Source organism: Acidovorax sp. AC410, assembly GCF_979253235.1.
This window is the reverse complement of sequence record NZ_CEEDCG010000001.1, coordinates 5,045,494-5,062,291: the sequence shown is the minus strand read 5'-3', so window position 1 is coordinate 5,062,291 and position 16,798 is coordinate 5,045,494. Positions and strand designations below refer to the sequence as shown.

Genomic DNA, 16,798 nt, shown 5'->3' with positions numbered 1-16,798 from the left:
TCCGGGATCAGCGGTACAGCCATACGCGCATCAGCGAAAGCAGCTGGTTGGTGTTCACCGGCTTGGCGATGTAGTCGCTGGCGCCGGCCTCCAGGCACTTCTCGCGGTCGCCCTTCATGGCCTTGGCCGTGAGCGCCAGGATGGGCAGCGTGCGAAAGCGGTTGTCCTTGCGGATCTCGCGCATGGTCTCGTAGCCGTCCATCTCCGGCATCATGATGTCCATCAGCACCATCGACAGGTCGGGCGTGCGGTCGATGATCTCGATGGCCTGGCGGCCATTGGTGGCGCTGATGACCTCCACCGCGTGGTTCTCCAGCACCGAGGTCAGCGCGAAGATGTTGCGCGCATCGTCGTCCACCACCAGCACCTTGCGCGCGCGCAGCGCATCGGACGAGTTGTGCAGCCGCTCCAGCATGGCCTGCTTGGCTGGCGGCAGCTCGGTGATCACGCGGTGCAAAAAGAGCGCGGTCTCGTCGAGCAGGCGCTCGGGCGACTGCACGTCCTTGAGGACGATGCTGCGCGACAGCGCCTGCAGCCGCTCCTGCTCGCTGCGGCTCAGGTCCTTGCCGGTGAACACCACCACCGGCAGCTGCGACCACGCCGGCTCGGCGCGCACCTGCTCGAGCAGCTCGAAGCCGCTCATGTCGGGCAGGCGCAGGTCCAGCACCACGCAGTCGAAGGGCTCGGCCCGGAGTGCCTGCAGCGCCGCGCTGCCGCTCGGGGCGGGCACGATCTCGATGTCGTCGTTGCCCAGCAATTCGAGCACCGCCGCGCGCTCGATCTCGTTGTCCTCCACCACCAGCAGGCGCTTGGTGCGCGGCACGATGAAGTCCTTGATGCGGCCAAACGCAGCCTCCAGGCCGGTGGTGGTGGGGCCCTTGACCAGGTAGGCAAACGCGCCGTGCGACAGCCCGTGCTGGCGCTCTTCCTCCTGGGTGATGATCTGCACCGGGATGTGGCGCAGCGCCGGGTCGAGCTTGAGCTGGTTGAGCACCGTCCAGCCCAGCATGTCGGGCAGGAAGATGTCCAGGCATATCGCCGCGGGCCGGTACTCGCGCGCCAGCGCCAGGCCCAGCGCCCCCTTGTTGGCGACGATGCCCTTGAAGCCATGCTCGCGCGCCAGGCCCAGCAGGATGCGCGCGTAGTGCGGGTCATCCTCGATGATCAGCAGCACCTGGTCCTGTGCGCCAATGGCATCGCGGTCGTCGGCCACCTGCTCCTCGCGCAGGCCGCCCAGCGTGGCCAGCGCGCGGCTCGGGGGCTGCTCGGCCAGCTCCGCCGGCCCGCGCGGCCCGGCACTCTCGGCGTCCACATGCTCCAGCGGCAGGTACAGGGTGAACACGCTGCCCTGGCCGAAGACGCTGGTCAGCCGGATCTCGCCGCCCAGCAGCACCGCCAGCTCGCGGCTGATGGCCAGGCCCAGGCCGGTGCCGCCGTATTTGCGCGAGGTGCCGGCATCGGCCTGCTGGAAGGCCTCGAAGATGAGCCGCTGCTTGTCGGGCGCGACGCCGATGCCGGTGTCCTCCACCGCGAAGGCCACCACCTGCTGCGCCTGTCGCAGCACCGGGTGCTCCGGCGTCCAGCCGACCTTGGCGATGCCCACCCGCACCTCGACCTGGCCCTGGCTTGTGAACTTGACGGCGTTGGACAGCAGGTTCTTCAAGATCTGCTGCAGGCGCTTGGGGTCGCTGGCCATGGAGCGCGGCAGGTCGCGCTCGAAGCGGATGTGGAACGGCAGGTTCTTGGCCTCGGCCACATGGCGGAAGTTGCGGTCGATGTTGTCGCGCAGCGCCGAGAAGCTGATCTCCTCCACGTCCACGGTCACCGTGCCCGATTCGATCTTGGACAGATCGAGGATGTCGTTGATCAGGTGCAGCAGGTCGGTGCCCGAGGAGTTGATGTTGCGCGAGAACTCGATCTGCTTGGGCGAGAGGTTGCGCGCCCCGTTCTCGGCCAGTTGCTGGCTCAGGATCAGGATGGAGTTGAGCGGCGTGCGCAGCTCGTGCGACATGTTGGCCAGGAACTCCGACTTGTACTTGGAGGTCAGCGCCAGCTCGGAGGCCTTTTCTTCCAGCGCGCCGCGCGCCTGCTCCACCTCGGTGTTCTTGCGCTCCACCTCGGCGTTCTGCTCGGCCAGCAGGCGTGCCTTGGTGCCCAGTTCCTCGTTGGTCTGCTGCAGCTCGCTCTGGCGCGACTGCAGCTCGGCGGTGAGCTGCTGTGACTGGGTGAGCAGGCCTTCGGTGCGCATGGTCGCCTCGATGGTGTTGATCACCGCCCCGATGTTCAGCGCCAGCTGGTCCAGGAAGTTCAGGTTCACCGTGGTGAAGGGCTGCAGCGAGGCCAGCTCGATCACCGCCTTGGTCTGGTTCTCGAACAGCACCGGCAGCACCACCACGTTCACGCGCTGCGCCTCGCCCAGGCTGGAGCCGATGCGGATGAAGTCGGGCGACACGTTGGACAGCAGGATGCGCTTTTGCTCCAGCGCGCACTGGCCCACCAGGCCTTCGCCCAGGGCCAGGCGTTCGGCCAGCCGCGCCTGGCCCACCTGGGCATAGCCCGACAGCCGCGCCAGCTCGCCCCCGGCCCGGTCCTGGCCGTCCAGGTGGTAGACCGTGCCCTGGTGGGCATCGACCAGCGGCGCCAGCTCCGACAGCAGCAGCTTGCCCACCGCATTGAGCTCGCGCTGGCCCTGCAGCATGCCGGTGAAGCGCGCCAGGTTGGTCTTGAGCCAGTCCTGCTCGCGGTTGCGCTCGGTGGTCTCGCGCAGGTTGGAGATCATGGTGTTGATGTTGTCCTTGAGCTCGGACACCTCGCCCTTGGCATCGACCTGGATGGAGCGCGTGAGGTCGCCCTTGGTCACCGCGGTGGCCACCTCGGCAATCGCGCGCACCTGCGTCGTGAGGTTGGCGGCCAGCAGGTTGACGTTGCCGGTCAGGTCCTTCCAGGTGCCGGCCGCGCCGGGCACATTGGCCTGGCCGCCCAGCCGGCCGTCCACGCCCACCTCGCGCGCCACGTTGGTCACCTGGTCGGCAAAGGTGGCCAGCGTATCGGTCATGCCGTTGATGGTGTCGGCCAGCGCCGCCACCTCGCCCTTGGCCTGCACCGTCAGGCGCTGGGTCAGGTTGCCGTTGGCCACGGCGGTCACCACCTTGACGATGCCGCGCACCTGCTCGGTCAGGTTGCTGGCCATGAAGTTGACGTTGTCGGTCAGGTCCTTCCAGGTGCCACCCACGCCGCCCACCTGCGCCTGGCCGCCGAGCTTGCCCTCGGTGCCCACCTCGCGCGCCACGCGCGTCACTTCGCCTGCAAAGGAGTTGAGCTGGTCCACCATGGTGTTGATGGTGTTTTTCAGCTCCAGGATCTCGCCCTTCACGTCCACGGTGATCTTGCGGTTCAGGTCGCCGCGCGCCACGGCGGTGGTCACCTCGGCGATGTTGCGCACCTGGCTGGTGAGGTTGGCGCCCATGGTGTTGACCGAGTCGGTCAGGTCCTTCCAGGTACCGGCCACGCCGGGCACCACGGCCTGTACGCCCAGGCGCCCTTCGGTGCCCACCTCGCGCGCCACGCGCGTCACCTCGGAGGCGAAGGAGCGCAGCTGCTCGACCATGGTGTTGATGGTCTCCTTGAGCTGCAAAATCTCGCCGCGCACGTCCACCGTGATCTTCTTGGAAAGGTCGCCGTTGGCCACGGCGATGGTCACCTCGGCAATGTTGCGCACCTGGCCCGTGAGGTTCGATGCCATGGAGTTGACGTTGTCGGTCAGGTCCTTCCAGGTGCCGGCCACGCCGGGCACGGCGGCCTGGCCGCCCAGCTTGCCCTCGGTGCCGACCTCGCGCGCCACCCGGGTCACTTCGGAGGCAAAGGCCGACAGCTGATCGACCATGGTGTTGATCGTTTCTTTCAGCTGCAATATCTCGCCCTTCACGTCCACCGTGATCTTGCGGCCCAGGTCGCCGCGGGCGATGGCGGTGGCCACGTCGGCGATGTTGCGCACCTGGCCGGTGAGGTTGTTGGCCATGGAGTTGACGTTGTCGGTCAGGTCCTTCCAGGTGCCGGCCACCCCGGGCACCTGCGCCTGGCCGCCGAGCTTGCCATCGGTGCCCACCTCGCGCGCCACGCGGCTCACCTCGGCGGCAAAGCTGCGCAGCTGGTCCACCATGGTGTTGATGGTCTCCTTGAGCTCCAGGATCTCGCCGCGCACGTCCACCGTGATCTTCTTGGACAGGTCGCCATTGGCCACGGCGATGGTCACCTCGGCGATGTTGCGCACCTGGCCCGTGAGGTTCGATGCCATGGAGTTGACGTTGTCGGTCAGGTCCTTCCAGGTGCCGGCCACGCCCTCCACGGCGGCCTGGCCGCCGAGCTTGCCTTCGGTGCCCACCTCGCGCGCCACGCGGCTCACCTCCTCGGCAAAGGCGTTGAGCTGGTCCACCATGGTGTTCATGGTCTGCTTGAGCTGCAGGATCTCGCCCTTGACCTCGACCGTGATCTTGCGCGAGAGGTCGCCCCGGGCGATGGCGGTGGCCACGTCGGCGATGTTGCGCACCTGGCCCGTGAGGTTGCTGGCCATGAAGTTCACGTTGTCGGTCAGGTCCTTCCAGGTGCCGGCCACGCCCGGCACCTCGGCCTGGCCGCCGAGCTTGCCTTCGGTGCCCACCTCGCGCGCCACGCGCGTCACCTCGCTGGCAAAGCCGTTGAGCTGGTCCACCATGGTGTTGATGGTGTTCTTGAGCTCCAGGATTTCGCCGTTCACTTCCACCGTGATCTTGCGGCTCAGATCCCCGCGCGCCACGGCGGTGGTCACGTCGGCGATGTTGCGCACCTGGCCCGTGAGGTTGTTGGCCATGGAGTTGACGTTGTCGGTCAGGTCCTTCCAGGTGCCGGCCACGCCGCGCACCTGGGCCTGGCCGCCCAGCTTGCCCTCGGTGCCCACCTCGCGCGCCACGCGCGTCACCTCGCTGGCAAAACCGTTGAGCTGGTCCACCATGGTGTTCAAGGTGTTCTTGAGCTCCAGGATCTCGCCCTTCACGTCGACCGTGATCTTCTTGGAGAGGTCGCCATTGGCCACCGCCGTCGCCACGTTGGCGATGTTGCGCACCTGCGCGGTGAGGTTGCTGGCCATGGAGTTGACGTTGTCGGTCAGGTCCTTCCAGGTGCCGGCCACGCCGGGCACCTGGGCCTGCCCGCCCAGCGCCCCTTCGGTGCCCACCTCGCGCGCCACGCGGCTGACCTCGCCGGCAAAGCCGTTGAGCTGGTCCACCATGGTGTTGATCGTGTTCTTGAGCTCCAGAATCTCGCCGCGCACGTCGGCGGTGATCTTCTTGGAGAGGTCGCCGCGCGCCACGGCGGTGGTCACCTCGGCGATGTTGCGCACCTGGCCGGTGAGGTTGGACGCCATGAAGTTCACGTTGTCGGTCAGGTCCTTCCAGGTGCCGGCCACGCCGGGCACGGCGGCCTGGCCGCCGAGCTTGCCCTCGGTGCCCACCTCGCGCGCCACGCGCGTCACCTCGCTGGCAAAGCCGTTGAGCTGGTCCACCATGGTGTTGATGGTGTTCTTGAGCTCCAGGATCTCGCCGTTGACCTCCACCGTGATCTTGCGCGAGAGGTCGCCCAGCGCCACAGCCGTGGTCACGTCGGCGATGTTGCGCACCTGGCCCGTGAGGTTGTTGGCCATGGAGTTGACGTTGTCGGTCAGGTCCTTCCAGGTGCCGGCCACGCCGGGCACGGCGGCCTGGCCGCCGAGCTTGCCCTCGGTGCCGACCTCGCGCGCCACGCGCGTCACCTCGCTGGCAAAGCCGTTGAGCTGGTCCACCATGGTGTTGATGGTTTCCTTCAAGGCCAGGATCTCGCCCTTGACCTCCACCGTGATCTTGGAGGACAGGTCGCCCTTGGCAATGGCGGTGGCCACGCCGGCGATGTTGCGCACCTGGCCGGTGAGGTTGCTGGCCATGGAGTTGACCGAGTCGGTCAGGTCCTTCCAGGTGCCGGCGATGCCGGGCACCTGGGCCTGGCCGCCGAGCTTGCCTTCGGTGCCCACCTCGCGCGCCACGCGCGTCACCTCGGACGAGAAGCCGTTGAGCTGGTCCACCATGGTGTTGATGGTCTCCTTGAGCTCCAGGATCTCGCCCTTGACGTCCACCGTGATCTTGCGCGAGAGGTCGCCGCGCGCCACGGCTGTGGTCACGGTGGCGATGTTGCGCACCTGCGAGGTCAGGTTGTTGGCCATGGAGTTGACCGAGTCGGTCAGGTCCTTCCAGGTGCCGGCCACGCCGGGCACCACGGCCTGGCCGCCCAGGCGGCCGTCGGTGCCCACCTCGCGCGCCACGCGCGTCACCTCGGAGGCGAAGGAGCGCAGCTGATCGACCATGGTGTTGGTCGCCTCCTTGAGCTGCAAAATCTCGCCGCGCACGTCCACCGTGATCTTTTTGGAGAGGTCGCCATTGGCCACGGCGATGGTCACCTCAGCGATGTTGCGCACCTGCGCCGTGAGGTTGCCGGCCATCTGGTTGACCGACTCGGTCAGGTCCTTCCAGACGCCCGAGACGCCCTTGACCTGGGCCTGCCCGCCGAGCTTGCCCTCGATGCCGACCTCGCGCGCCACGCGCGTCACCTCGGAGGTGAAGACCGAGAGCTGCTCGATCATGGTGTTGACGAGCTCGGCCGAGCGGTGGAACTCGCCCTTGAGCGGGCGGCCATCGACCTGCAGGTCCATCGACTGCCCAAGGTCGCCCTTGGCCACCGCGCCGATGGTGCGGGCGATCTCGGTGGTGGGCCGCACCAGGTCGTCCACCAGGGTGTTGAGGGCGACGACCTGCGCCGCCCAGCTGCCCTGCGCTGCCGGTGCCGTGATGCGCTGCGCGAGCCGGCCTTCCTTGCCGACCGTCTCGTTCAGGCGCGCGACCTCGCCCGTGAACCCGGCGGCCTGGCGGATCGTCTGGTTGAAGGCTTCGGCGATGCGGCCGTCGGTGCCCGGCCAGTCCACCGGCAGCCGCGCCTGGAAGTCGCCTTCGGAAAAGGACAGCAGCGCCGAGAGGATCTGCCGCGAGCGCGCCTCGGCCAGCGGGTCCGACGCCGAAAGTCCCAGGGCATGGTCGCGAACAGGGGACCTGGGGTCCACGGACTCCGGTGCAACGGTCTGCGTCATGGGACTGCACTCGCCTTTCGAAAAACATCGTTGAGACAACACAACCAGCAAATACCTGCCGCACACCGCATGCCCCTGCGAGAGCGCGAGATGAGTGTAGCCCTTTGTAAATTTATCGATGTAGGAGAGAGCCGACAGCAAATCGCTCTCTGAGAGGCTGTTCAAACCCGTGGCGTATCACCCATTTGAGTGCTGCCCGAGCGCAGCGAATCTCGCCACAATGGCGCGCACATCCACTCCAGAGCACGCTCCGCCCATGCCGATGACCACCATCCCCGCCGTCCTGCCGCTCGCCATGCCCGCGTGCCTGGCAGCGGCCGTCGCCCGGGGCGGGCCACGGGCCAGCGTGAAGGGCAGCCTCCATGCCAGTTATTAGCAACATGCGCCGCTGGAAGTCCCCTGTGCTTGGCGCGCTTGCCTTCGCGGCCGCAGCGCTGGCATACAAGGCCGCCACGGCACTGGCCGTCACGCACCTGTGGATGCCGCCGCCCGGCTGGTGGGCCCCGCCGGTGTCTCCGTACCTGGCCGCGCTCTCGTGGCTGCATGTCACGCACGGCATCGGGGTGCTGGCGGCAGCGCTTCCCTTTGCGCTGGTGCTTCGCTTTGCTGCGCTGCGCCGGCCCGTGGCGCTGGCCTTCGGGCTTGCCATCGCCGCCCTGGTGGCGCCCAACCTGTGGCTGCTGCTGTCCTACCTGCCCTCGCTGCAGCCGCGCATGCTGGCTTCCACCACCGTGGACTTTGCCAAGTGGCTCTGCATGCTGCCACTGCTGACCTGGCTGCTGCTCAAAGTGCCGCCGCGTCGGCCGGCTGCGCCCCCAATGGCTTTTGCAGGCTGACACAGATGCGCGCACCCCAACCTGCCCCACCGTTTGCACCCAACCGCCCCGCCCCCAAAATGAAGCTGTCCGAACTGCGAATTGCCAGCCTGGAGTTTGCCTTCAGCGCTGCGCTTCCCATTGGCGCCTGGTTCATTCTTCTGTCGCCCGATGCGGCCTCGGGCATGCCCTTCCTGCAAAGCGCAGGCTCCTTCCTGGCCTACGCCTTCACCGGCGCAGAGGTGTCGCCCACGATGCGGGTTCACTACATCCTGTTGACGGTGCTGCCGCTGCAGCTCCTGCTTCTGTCCGTGATGACCTGGCGCCAGGCCAGCCTGACGGGCCAGTGCCGCTTTTGGTGCATCTACCTGGGATGGGTTGCCACGGTCATCGCGATTGCGCTGTTCTACTGGCCTTCTGCGATTGCCTCGGCCCTGGCCACCTACCACGCAGGCAAACGGACGGTGATCTGACCTGTTCACGAGCAACGCACACGCATCAACAGCCCATGGCATTCGAATTCATCGCCGGCAACGGCCCCCAGATCCGGCACCCGGCCCACCCTGTCGGCAGCATCGACCACCACGAGCTGCCGGCAATACTGCGCCTGCTCGCGCACGCCGACTCGTTCTTCCTGCACCGGATCTTCGGCCTCTACGAGGACCAGACGTTTTCGACGCAGGAGGTCGAGCAGGCGCTCTCGCACCTGGTGCCGCTGCTGGCCCACCCCCTGGAGAGCGATGACCGGACCCTGCTGCACAAGCTCATCGCGGTGCTGTCCTATGCCAAGCTCACGCAGCAGCCACTGCGCGGCGTGGCACATTGACCGATTGACCGAGCGGGCGGGCGCCCTGCCCTGCCTCAAGCCAGAGTGCGGCGTGCTGCCCGCGCCTGCCAATGCGCCCGCCTGGGCACCACCGGGAGGTGACGGGAATCACCGTTAATTATCCCGGGCCAATCCACAATGGTTCACCTTTCCATTCTCTGATGCGCCCTTTTCCGGGTGCCATGTTCGCCATTTTCAATTTCTGATCGCGCCAGGCGATGGATATCCATCGCCCTGAATTTCTGCAGCCCGGTGTTTCTTCCATTGTCATGGCGGCGGGGATTGCCACGGCCGATTCAAACCGTGCAGGCCTTGCAGCTGGCGCAGTTGCGCTGTATCGGATCACAAGCAACAAATACACAAAAGAGCAGGGAGATATTCACATGCATGCCACCCTTGGCACCAACCCATTCAATTCGGCTGCAAGGCCTGGCAACGCGACGGCGAACCCAGCGCTCCGGGCTGCGCCCGGTCTTTCCGCCGCCAACTGGTGGCGGCGCCCTGTGCGCGTCGGATTATTTCTGCTCGCATTCATGCTTGCGCTGGCCATGGCGCGGATGATTCCCGCCTTCCAGTCGCCGGACGAGATAATGCACCTGCACCGGGCCGACATGATCGCGAACGGCCAATTGCTGCTGGAGAAACCCGCGCCCGATGCCAGGGGCCATACCGGGGGTTATGCCGACCTGCACCTGATCCGCTTTGCCACCTGGATGGCGACGATCACCGGAAACCGCAAGACCGATGTTTCTCCCGCCTGGCTGATGGACGAGGCCTCGCGCCACGGCTGGGCAAACGACCGACATTTCGTGGATGCCGTCGGCACGGCCTATTACCTGCCGCTGATTTACCTGCCGCATGCCACCGGCCTGGCCATCTCGCGCCATCTGGACTGGTCGATGCGGGCCAGCTACGACTTCACGCGCGCCCTGGTGGCGCTCACGGTGCTGGCCTTGCTGGCCTGGGCCTGGCACCTGCTGCCGCCCAACCTGCTGGTGCGGGCTCTGGTGCTGATGCCGATGTCGGCCTTCCAGATCCTGTCGCCCACCATCGACGGCCTGTGCATTGCGATGACGCTGGTGCTCGGCGGGCTGGCCGTCGCGCAGTACCAGGCCCAGTGCAACGGTGGCACCGCAGCGCCCTGCCGATGGCGGTATGCCGCCATCGTGGGCTTCACCTTCGTGCTGGTCACCTCGCGCACCCACCTGCTGCCGCTGCTGGCGATACCGCTGTTGCTGCTGTGCCAGCGCTTCTCCTGGCCCCGACTCGGCGGCTTCATGCTGCTGTGCGCGGCCAGCCTGGGCTGGACGCTGTTCGTGCTGCTGACCACGGTGGATGCGCGCGTCGCGCGCTCGCACACCACGCTGCAGATCGTGCAGATCTACCTGGAGGACCCGCTGTACTTCCTGGGCCTGGTTGGCAGCACGCTGGCCGACAAGGACAAGGGGTACCTGCTGGTCTACTCGTTCGTCGGGGTGCTGGGCTGGCTCGACACCCTCATCCCCAGGCCAGCGATGCGCGGCATCTGGGCCGTGCTGGTGGCGCTGGCGCTGCTGGCCACGGCCTACGCGGGGCGCGAAGAGCGGCAGTACACGCTGCTGCGCGCGGTACTGACGGCCTGCGCCGCCACCAGCACCCTGCTGGCCTTCTTCGCCATGGCGGTCACCTGGAACGACTACCCCGCGCAGGTCATCTCGGGCCTGCAGGGGCGCTACTTCATCATGCCGGCCCTGCTGTTCGCGCTGGCGATCGGGCCCCTGGAACATCGGCGCACCCCCGTGCAGCAGGCCACCGAGTTCGGGGTGACCGGCGCGATGGCGGCGTACTTTCTCCTCGTGCTGGCCGTCACCCTGTATGGCCGCTACCAATTGGCGGTGTTCTGAGGCGTGTTGATACCACGGCACACGACGAACTGCTGATCAGGCGCAGACCGCGGCGAAGCGATGGCGTGCTGCGTGATCAGCGTTTGGCATGAGGGGCGGCTGGAAGCAAGTGAAGCTTGCTGAAAGACGTCCCCTCGATGGACGGCTCAGGTTTCTTCGATGTAGCCTCGGTCAGCCGCCAGTGCTTGATTCTCGAAAATTGCCATGGCGGTGCGCATGCGCCGAAAGCCGAACTTCTTGTAGAACGGCTCCTTGCCGGGGACCGCATAGAGAATGATCTTCTTGTGGCCGGCACACAAAGCAACCAGCTTTGCGACGATTTCTTTGCCCAAACCTGTTCCTTGATGGCTTGGCATGACCGCAACGTCGCAGATGTACGAACAGTCCGTGCCATCGGCCAGAGCCCTTCCAACGCCCACGAGGGAGCCGTTCTCGCGAACGAAACACTTGTACATGCTATTGGTGAAAGCAACTTGCAGAGCTGCCGGGGGTTTGTTCCCAAGTGGGGCGGCACGATAGAGCGCTGCAAGCTCGCTCCAGTCGAGGTTCTCAATGGAATCGGACCATGCAAGCTTCACGCGCTGCTCCCTTTGAAACCTAACTTTGATTTAAACCGGCGAGACCAGACATTCATTGGGCGCTACAACAATGAAGCAACGAGAGCTAAACCGGCGCAGAAAAATCATGGCCTTCATTGGGGCCGCGCTCACCCTGGGGGGCGTGGGGATGAGCATCCTTGCAGGCTGTGAGTCCAACGCGGCTGGCCCCTCCTTCGAAGGGCTGGGCTTCCAGGGCGTTGCCGGATTGCTCATGATTGTGGCGCTGGTTTTTTTCGCCCCGCTTGTGGTAGCACCCCACAACATCCTGGGCGGATTTGGCTTCATTTTCGTGGGTCTCCTCTTCGTAGCGATTCCCTTGATGATTTTTCTTGAAGAGCAGGGCTACCGCTGGTGCAACCGCATCGGCCATTCTGCCTTAGATGAGGCCTATGAGAGACCGGCGACCCTGGCTGAACGGTGACCGGCCGCTTCAGGCCCGCTGCAGCCGCTGCCGGCCAGGAGCAGTCGGTCGCCGCTGGCGAAAGCGGAATCTCAACGTTTGACATGAGCGGGAGCAACCGGCTTGCCGGTTGATCTCCGCTCGATGGAAGGGTTGGGCGTCATGCTTGCGCGGCCAGTGCTTCAAGCTCTCGGCGAAGCAGGGTTGCACGCCCTACATGGACGAGACCATGCGCCGCGAAAGCCCTGGCTTCTTCCGCCTTGTTCTCGCTTTTGCGCAGACGGGCAAGTGCAAGAGCCAATCGAACCTCGGTTGAACCAAAACCCGCACTGTCATACGCACCGGCCGAGAAGTCGGCAGCCAACACTGCATTGAACCCTGAGTTAGGGCCGGAAGCTCGCTGAAGAAGCTCGTTTCCTCTGCGGCGATACACCACTACTGCTTCTTGTACCGCCAACAGCATGCTCTCCTCGGTGAGTTCGTGTTTCCACCATTGGTCGGTTCCCGTCTCGGAGAGACGACGCCGGAACTCACAAAGCTCTTCTGTGATCTTCTTCGGATCTGGTGTGTTTCCTTGTACGTCCGGTATTGCAAGAGGGTGGATGGCGAGATTGATGGCAAATGCCCCACCGTCCCTTGCGCCCTGGACATTTAGAACCTGCACCCAGGAACTGCTTACTCGACGGAATGTTCTGCCAGAACCTGAAAAACCGTCTTCCTTCAGCACTGGTGCAAGGACAGCGCGTATTGCGGTTTCAAGACGAGGGGAAGTGGTTTCGCTCATGACGCCCAACGTGATGCATGCCGCAAACGCTGCGGGATAAACTGGACCGAGCGGGATATTCTGGACACTGATTTCTCCTGGAAGTGGCTTGCAGCATGGGTTTGCAGGCGATTGCCTGTCTCAGCCTCTCAGTCCTTGAGACTCACGCCCAAGGCATCCAGCTTCTTTGCGTATGCGTCCCGGCGTTTTGCCGCCTTTGCAGCTGCGTCAACGGCAGCCTGGATGGCCTTCGGCCCCTTTTTCGCAGCAGCTTTGATCAATCCGGACTTGTGAGCAGCATCAGCCTCTGCCCGCTTGAAAGTGGCGATGATTTCGAAATTGGCAACAGATTGACTCACAAGTGTGTCCTTAAAGCTTGATGTCAGTGCGAAGCAAGGCTGTTCTCAATTCGCGGGTAGCTGGTTTTGAAACATCGATGCCTTGAACCGCCAGGTCGAACGGTGAGCCAGGTTTGATACTGGTTGGGAGTATTTTTTTTACGGGATTCGTACTAGGGTGCTTGCCACCAGCAGCACACATGCGAACGGAAAAACCGAATTCGTCGAGTACCCCTTTTGCGTATAACTCCGCCAATTGCTGAAACGAAACGAATGTTGAGCACTTCACTTCTTTATCCCCAAGCTTACGGACGCTACGGACGATCTCAAATTTACCAAGAGAATCCCGTTGAGTATTCGTAAAGGGATGCAAAAAAAGCGTTTCACGAGGTCCTCCATTTTTAGACGCCAGCGTGTGCTCGACGGCGATATCAGTTAACAGCACGTTGTTTTCCTAGTGTTTCAATAAGCCACAGCTATAAGAGCCAAATTATCCTCCATCACGCCCCAAAGTCCCGCCCGCAATTTTCAAACTTGGCTTCAGCGGGGCGACGCCTCTTGAGATGCGAAGTGTTCGACATTGGCCGTGTGTGCCTTGCGGGACGGGGCTTTAACCGAACGACTGCAAATGGCCGATCCACATGGCAAGGTGATAGACCGATCTGGGCCGAGGCTGTGTGAAAACGTCGATAGACGACTTTTGCAGGGGTACTTCAACCCTTGCTCGCATCGAGATCGTGCGTTGCAGGCCGATCTGAGCGGTCGATTTCTGAGTCGACTGGCAGGTCAAGGGCGCAACGCGCGTTTTCACACAGCCTCGGCCGATGGCAGCCATCGTATCAGCCGCAGCCACGGGCCCAGAGCAGCCGGTGGACACCATGACCCCAAAGCGGCCGTTGGTTCACGAACCGCTGGCTGGCATTCCAAAACGTGCTGCCGGCATGTCCAGCCCCTGCCCGGTGGCAAGCTATAGTTTGCCGCGCTGACGCCTGCCGGGTTTCGCGGAATTTTTATGCCTGGACGTTGAGACAGCACTGCGCTTGCCAACCCCGGCGGCAAGCCACTTTCAGGAGAAAACCGTGTCCAGAAACTCCCGCATCGCTCCGCTTATCCCGCAGGTTTTAAGGTCTGCATTGCGTGAAACCGCAGGCAGCCCATGATCGATTTCTCGACGCTTGACACACCTCGACTCACGCTGCGTGAGATTCTGGAGTCGGATGCCGAAGGTCTCCTTCAGATCCATGGTGACCGCGAGCACATGCGATGGTTCGGGTCGGATCCGATTGCCGATCTGGATGGCGCCAAAAAGCTCATCGCCACGTTTGCGAGCTGGCGCAAAGAGCCGGTCTCCGGAGTGCGCTGGGCCATGGAGCTGAAAGACCGACCAGGGCTGATGGGTACGTGCGGCCTGTTTCGCTGGAATCGAAACTGGAGATCCTGTGTCGTGGGATACGAAATCGCTCCGGCGCATCAAGGGCACGGATACGCAAAAGAAGCGCTCCAGGCAATCATCGCCTGGGGCTTCCGGGAGGTGCAACTCAATCGAATCGAGGCGCAGGTACACCCTGACAACGCGCCGTCTCTGGCACTGCTCGCGAAGCTCGGCTTTCTGCAAGAAGGGCATCAGCGGGAAGCCGGGTACTGGGCAGGTCGGCACCACGATCTTCTGCAATATGCGTTGCTCAAAGCGCAGTGGAGTACAGCGATTGCAGTCTGATACGGATTTGCCTTCAACCGTCTAACGTCGTTGGTTCGCCTTGCCGGGCAGGCGCGGCGCTGCGCGACTTCGTCGGCGGCTCAAGCCTTCACTTCGACCACCTGTTCGAAGCCGCCGAAGATCATGCGTTTGCCGTCGAAGGGCATGGGCGGGTTGCCGGGTGCAGACGGATCCATGCGCGGGTCTTCCATCATTTTCTTCATGCCCGCGTCGCGGGTGGCCTTGTCTGGCCATTCGACCCACGAAAAGGCCACCGTTTCCTCGGCCGTGGCCTGCACCGCGCGGCGGAAATCGGTGACCTTGCCGTCGGGGACGTCATCGCCCCAGCCCTCGATCACACGGATGGCGCCCAGCTCGATGAATATCGGGTCGAGCTTGCGCGCGTGCTCGATGAACTTTTGCTTGTTGGCGGTGGGTACTGCAATCACGAAACCGTCGATGTAAGACATGTCTTGACTCCTGTTGGGTTGACCATCCGGCGTGCCCGCCTGTGGGCACCCCGTACCCACTCGACGAACGACAGTACGTCAAATCGACAGGACGCGCCTGGAAAGACACGTTTTTTTTACCAGTGCGGGTGCGATGCCACTGCAGGACGCCCGCCACGTCGGGCGCCGCTGCGCCCTCGGCATGGTGCCCAGGGCCCGGCAAGTTGCGGTGGAGCACGCGAACGCCCCGCGCCCCGGGTGTCCCCCCGGAGGAAGGCGCGAAGCGACTCGCGGGGGCTTCACGTCCCCATGAGTTCGGTGTAGATGGCCTTGTCGGCGGCGTAGCAGCTGCAGGCCTGGGCCTGCATGCCCTGGCGGTCCAGCACCGTCATCTCGCCCCGGCGGTAGGAGATCAGGCCGCTGTCCTGCAGCTCGCTGGCGGCCACCGTGACCCCCACGCGGCGCACGCCCAGCATCAGGGCCAGAAACTCCTGGGTGACGTGAAAGCAGTCCATGCCCGCGCGGTCCTGGCTCATCAGCAGCCAGCGCGCCAGGCGCGGGCGGATGGTGTGGTAGCGCTCGCAGGCAGAGGCCGTCGCCTGCTGGTGCAGCCGCACCAGCACGCTGCACTGCAGCAGCCGCAGCAGTGCGGGGTTGGTGGCGGTCTCCGCGCGCAGCGCGGCCGCGCCGATGCGCCAGCTGGCGCCGGCCCCCTGCACCAGGGCCCGCCAGGGGGTGCTGGCGGCACCCAGTATGAGTTCGGCCCCGAGCATGGCTTCGCGCCCCACCATGCCCACCCCCACCACCAGCGAGACAAAACCCCCGCGCGGAAAATAGGCGTGGCTCAGCGGGCTGCCGGGCGCGCTCAGCTCGGCCGACAGGGTGAGTTCGAACGGCTCGCACTGGTCCAGCAGCTTCTCGCGTGCAGCGTCGGGAAGCCGCTCTATCAATTGGTTTTCGGTGGATGCCATGGCCTTCTGTGCTCTTGTCATGCGGCACCTGAAAAAGTCAGGCGCCGCCTGTCCAACTCCAAGCCTGGTCTTCGGATGGTGGGGCGGTTGGCCAGTGTGGGAGCTGCAGCGGCGGTTGACTGTCTGTCAGCGCACATAGGCGCTGGCGTTGAGGACTACGTTGCGACGGTGCCGGGCAACAGGCGGTCGTATTCCGGTTTGACCACGCCATAGCATTCGCAGGTGCGTGCTTCGAGCCCCGGGCGGTCCAGCACGCTGATATGCCCGCGCGCGTAGCTGATCAGCGCGGCCTTCTGCAGCTTGAGCGCCGCTTCGGTCACGCCTTCGCGCCGCACGCCGAGCATGTTGGCAATCAGCTCCTGCGTCATCACCAGCTGGTTGCCCTGCAGGCGGTCCAGGCTCAGCAGCAGCCAGCGGCACAGCTGCTGGTCCAGAGTATGGTGGCGGTTGCACACGGCCGTCTGCGCCATCTGGGTGATCAGCGCCTGGGTGTAGCGCAGCATGAGGTGCATGACCGGGCCCGAGCGTGCGAACTCTTCCTTGACCACGTCGGCGCGCAGCCGAAAGCCGGAACCCGCGCTTTGCACCACGGCCCGGCTCGGCGTGGAACCGCCGCCCATGAAGATGGAGATGCCTACCACTCCCTCGAAGCCCACCACGGCGATCTCCGCCGAGGCGCCGTCTTCCAGCACATAGAGCAGCGAGACGATGGCATTGGTGGGGAAGTAGACATACGGCGTGTTGCCGCCCGATTCGTAGAGCACTTCTCCCAAAGGCAGCTTCACCGGCTCCAGATCAGGCAGCCAGCGCAGCCATTCGGCCATGGGCAGGGCTGCCAGCAATTGGTTGCGCAAAGCGGGATGGGGCAAGGTCAAGGGCGCTCCGTTCATGGGACGATTTCGATGGGGCAGGCA

The 16,798-nt window shown here is 64.6% G+C and carries 14 protein-coding genes; 6 read left to right on the top strand and 8 right to left on the bottom strand.

What is annotated here, in order from left to right; all coding sequences use genetic code 11:
* Positions 1-7: 7 nt before the first annotated feature.
* Positions 8-7,144 (bottom strand): HAMP domain-containing protein, encoded by a 7,137-nt coding sequence (locus AC0IZS_RS23370; protein WP_471637838.1) that lies wholly within the window; start codon positions 7,142-7,144, stop codon positions 8-10.
* 362 nt (positions 7,145-7,506) lie between these two features.
* On the opposite strand from AC0IZS_RS23370, the gene AC0IZS_RS23365 reads away from it, so the two are divergent.
* The 4 genes from AC0IZS_RS23365 to AC0IZS_RS23350 all read left to right on the top strand — a co-directional run bounded on the left by AC0IZS_RS23365 (position 7,507) and on the right by AC0IZS_RS23350 (position 10,668).
* A complete protein-coding gene (locus AC0IZS_RS23365) occupies positions 7,507-7,980 on the top strand; it encodes a hypothetical protein (RefSeq protein ID WP_471637837.1) in 474 nt (157 codons plus the stop codon).
* A gap of 59 nt (positions 7,981-8,039) precedes the next feature.
* Positions 8,040-8,432, top strand: a complete 393-nt coding sequence (locus AC0IZS_RS23360; RefSeq protein WP_471637836.1) for a hypothetical protein — start codon at positions 8,040-8,042, stop codon at positions 8,430-8,432.
* Between the two features lie 35 nt (positions 8,433-8,467).
* Complete coding sequence (locus tag AC0IZS_RS23355) at positions 8,468-8,785, top strand: hypothetical protein (RefSeq protein WP_471637835.1); 318 nt, start codon at positions 8,468-8,470, stop codon at positions 8,783-8,785.
* 533 nt (positions 8,786-9,318) lie between these two features.
* On the top strand, positions 9,319-10,668 hold the full coding sequence (locus tag AC0IZS_RS23350; protein WP_471637834.1) for a DUF2142 domain-containing protein: 1,350 nt from the start codon (positions 9,319-9,321) through the stop codon (positions 10,666-10,668).
* A gap of 146 nt (positions 10,669-10,814) precedes the next feature.
* Here AC0IZS_RS23350 and AC0IZS_RS23345 read toward each other — a convergent pair whose 3' ends face one another.
* Positions 10,815-11,246: a GNAT family N-acetyltransferase gene (locus AC0IZS_RS23345; RefSeq protein WP_471637833.1), complete on the bottom strand. Its 432-nt coding sequence runs from the start codon at positions 11,244-11,246 to the stop codon at positions 10,815-10,817.
* Between the two features lie 70 nt (positions 11,247-11,316).
* On the opposite strand from AC0IZS_RS23345, the gene AC0IZS_RS23340 reads away from it, so the two are divergent.
* On the top strand, positions 11,317-11,688 hold the full coding sequence (locus AC0IZS_RS23340) for a hypothetical protein (protein ID WP_471637832.1): 372 nt from the start codon (positions 11,317-11,319) through the stop codon (positions 11,686-11,688).
* A gap of 139 nt (positions 11,689-11,827) precedes the next feature.
* Here AC0IZS_RS23340 and AC0IZS_RS23335 read toward each other — a convergent pair whose 3' ends face one another.
* From AC0IZS_RS23335 to AC0IZS_RS23325, 3 genes are all read right to left on the bottom strand, one after another.
* Positions 11,828-12,451, bottom strand: a complete 624-nt coding sequence (locus AC0IZS_RS23335; protein WP_471637831.1) for a DUF4304 domain-containing protein — start codon at positions 12,449-12,451, stop codon at positions 11,828-11,830.
* 128 nt (positions 12,452-12,579) lie between these two features.
* Positions 12,580-12,789 carry a hypothetical protein gene (locus tag AC0IZS_RS23330; protein WP_471637830.1) on the bottom strand — a complete coding sequence of 70 codons (210 nt, stop codon included), beginning with the start codon at positions 12,787-12,789 and terminating at the stop codon, positions 12,580-12,582.
* 10 nt (positions 12,790-12,799) lie between these two features.
* Positions 12,800-13,213, bottom strand: a complete 414-nt coding sequence (locus tag AC0IZS_RS23325) for a hypothetical protein (protein WP_471637829.1) — start codon at positions 13,211-13,213, stop codon at positions 12,800-12,802.
* A gap of 711 nt (positions 13,214-13,924) precedes the next feature.
* On the opposite strand from AC0IZS_RS23325, the gene AC0IZS_RS23320 reads away from it, so the two are divergent.
* On the top strand, positions 13,925-14,485 hold the full coding sequence (locus tag AC0IZS_RS23320; protein WP_471637828.1) for a GNAT family N-acetyltransferase: 561 nt from the start codon (positions 13,925-13,927) through the stop codon (positions 14,483-14,485).
* A gap of 80 nt (positions 14,486-14,565) precedes the next feature.
* On the opposite strand, the gene AC0IZS_RS23315 is transcribed toward AC0IZS_RS23320, so the two are convergent.
* The 3 genes from AC0IZS_RS23315 to AC0IZS_RS23305 form a co-directional block, all read right to left on the bottom strand.
* Complete coding sequence (locus tag AC0IZS_RS23315) at positions 14,566-14,934, bottom strand: DUF1428 domain-containing protein (RefSeq protein ID WP_057265395.1); 369 nt, start codon at positions 14,932-14,934, stop codon at positions 14,566-14,568.
* Positions 14,935-15,212: 278 nt separating this feature from the next.
* Positions 15,213-15,884 carry a Crp/Fnr family transcriptional regulator gene (locus AC0IZS_RS23310; RefSeq protein ID WP_471637827.1) on the bottom strand — a complete coding sequence of 224 codons (672 nt, stop codon included), beginning with the start codon at positions 15,882-15,884 and terminating at the stop codon, positions 15,213-15,215.
* A 155-nt stretch (positions 15,885-16,039) separates the two neighbouring features.
* Positions 16,040-16,708, bottom strand: coding sequence for a Crp/Fnr family transcriptional regulator (locus AC0IZS_RS23305; protein ID WP_471639563.1), 669 nt, complete (start codon positions 16,706-16,708; stop codon positions 16,040-16,042).
* Positions 16,709-16,798: the final 90 nt, after the last annotated feature.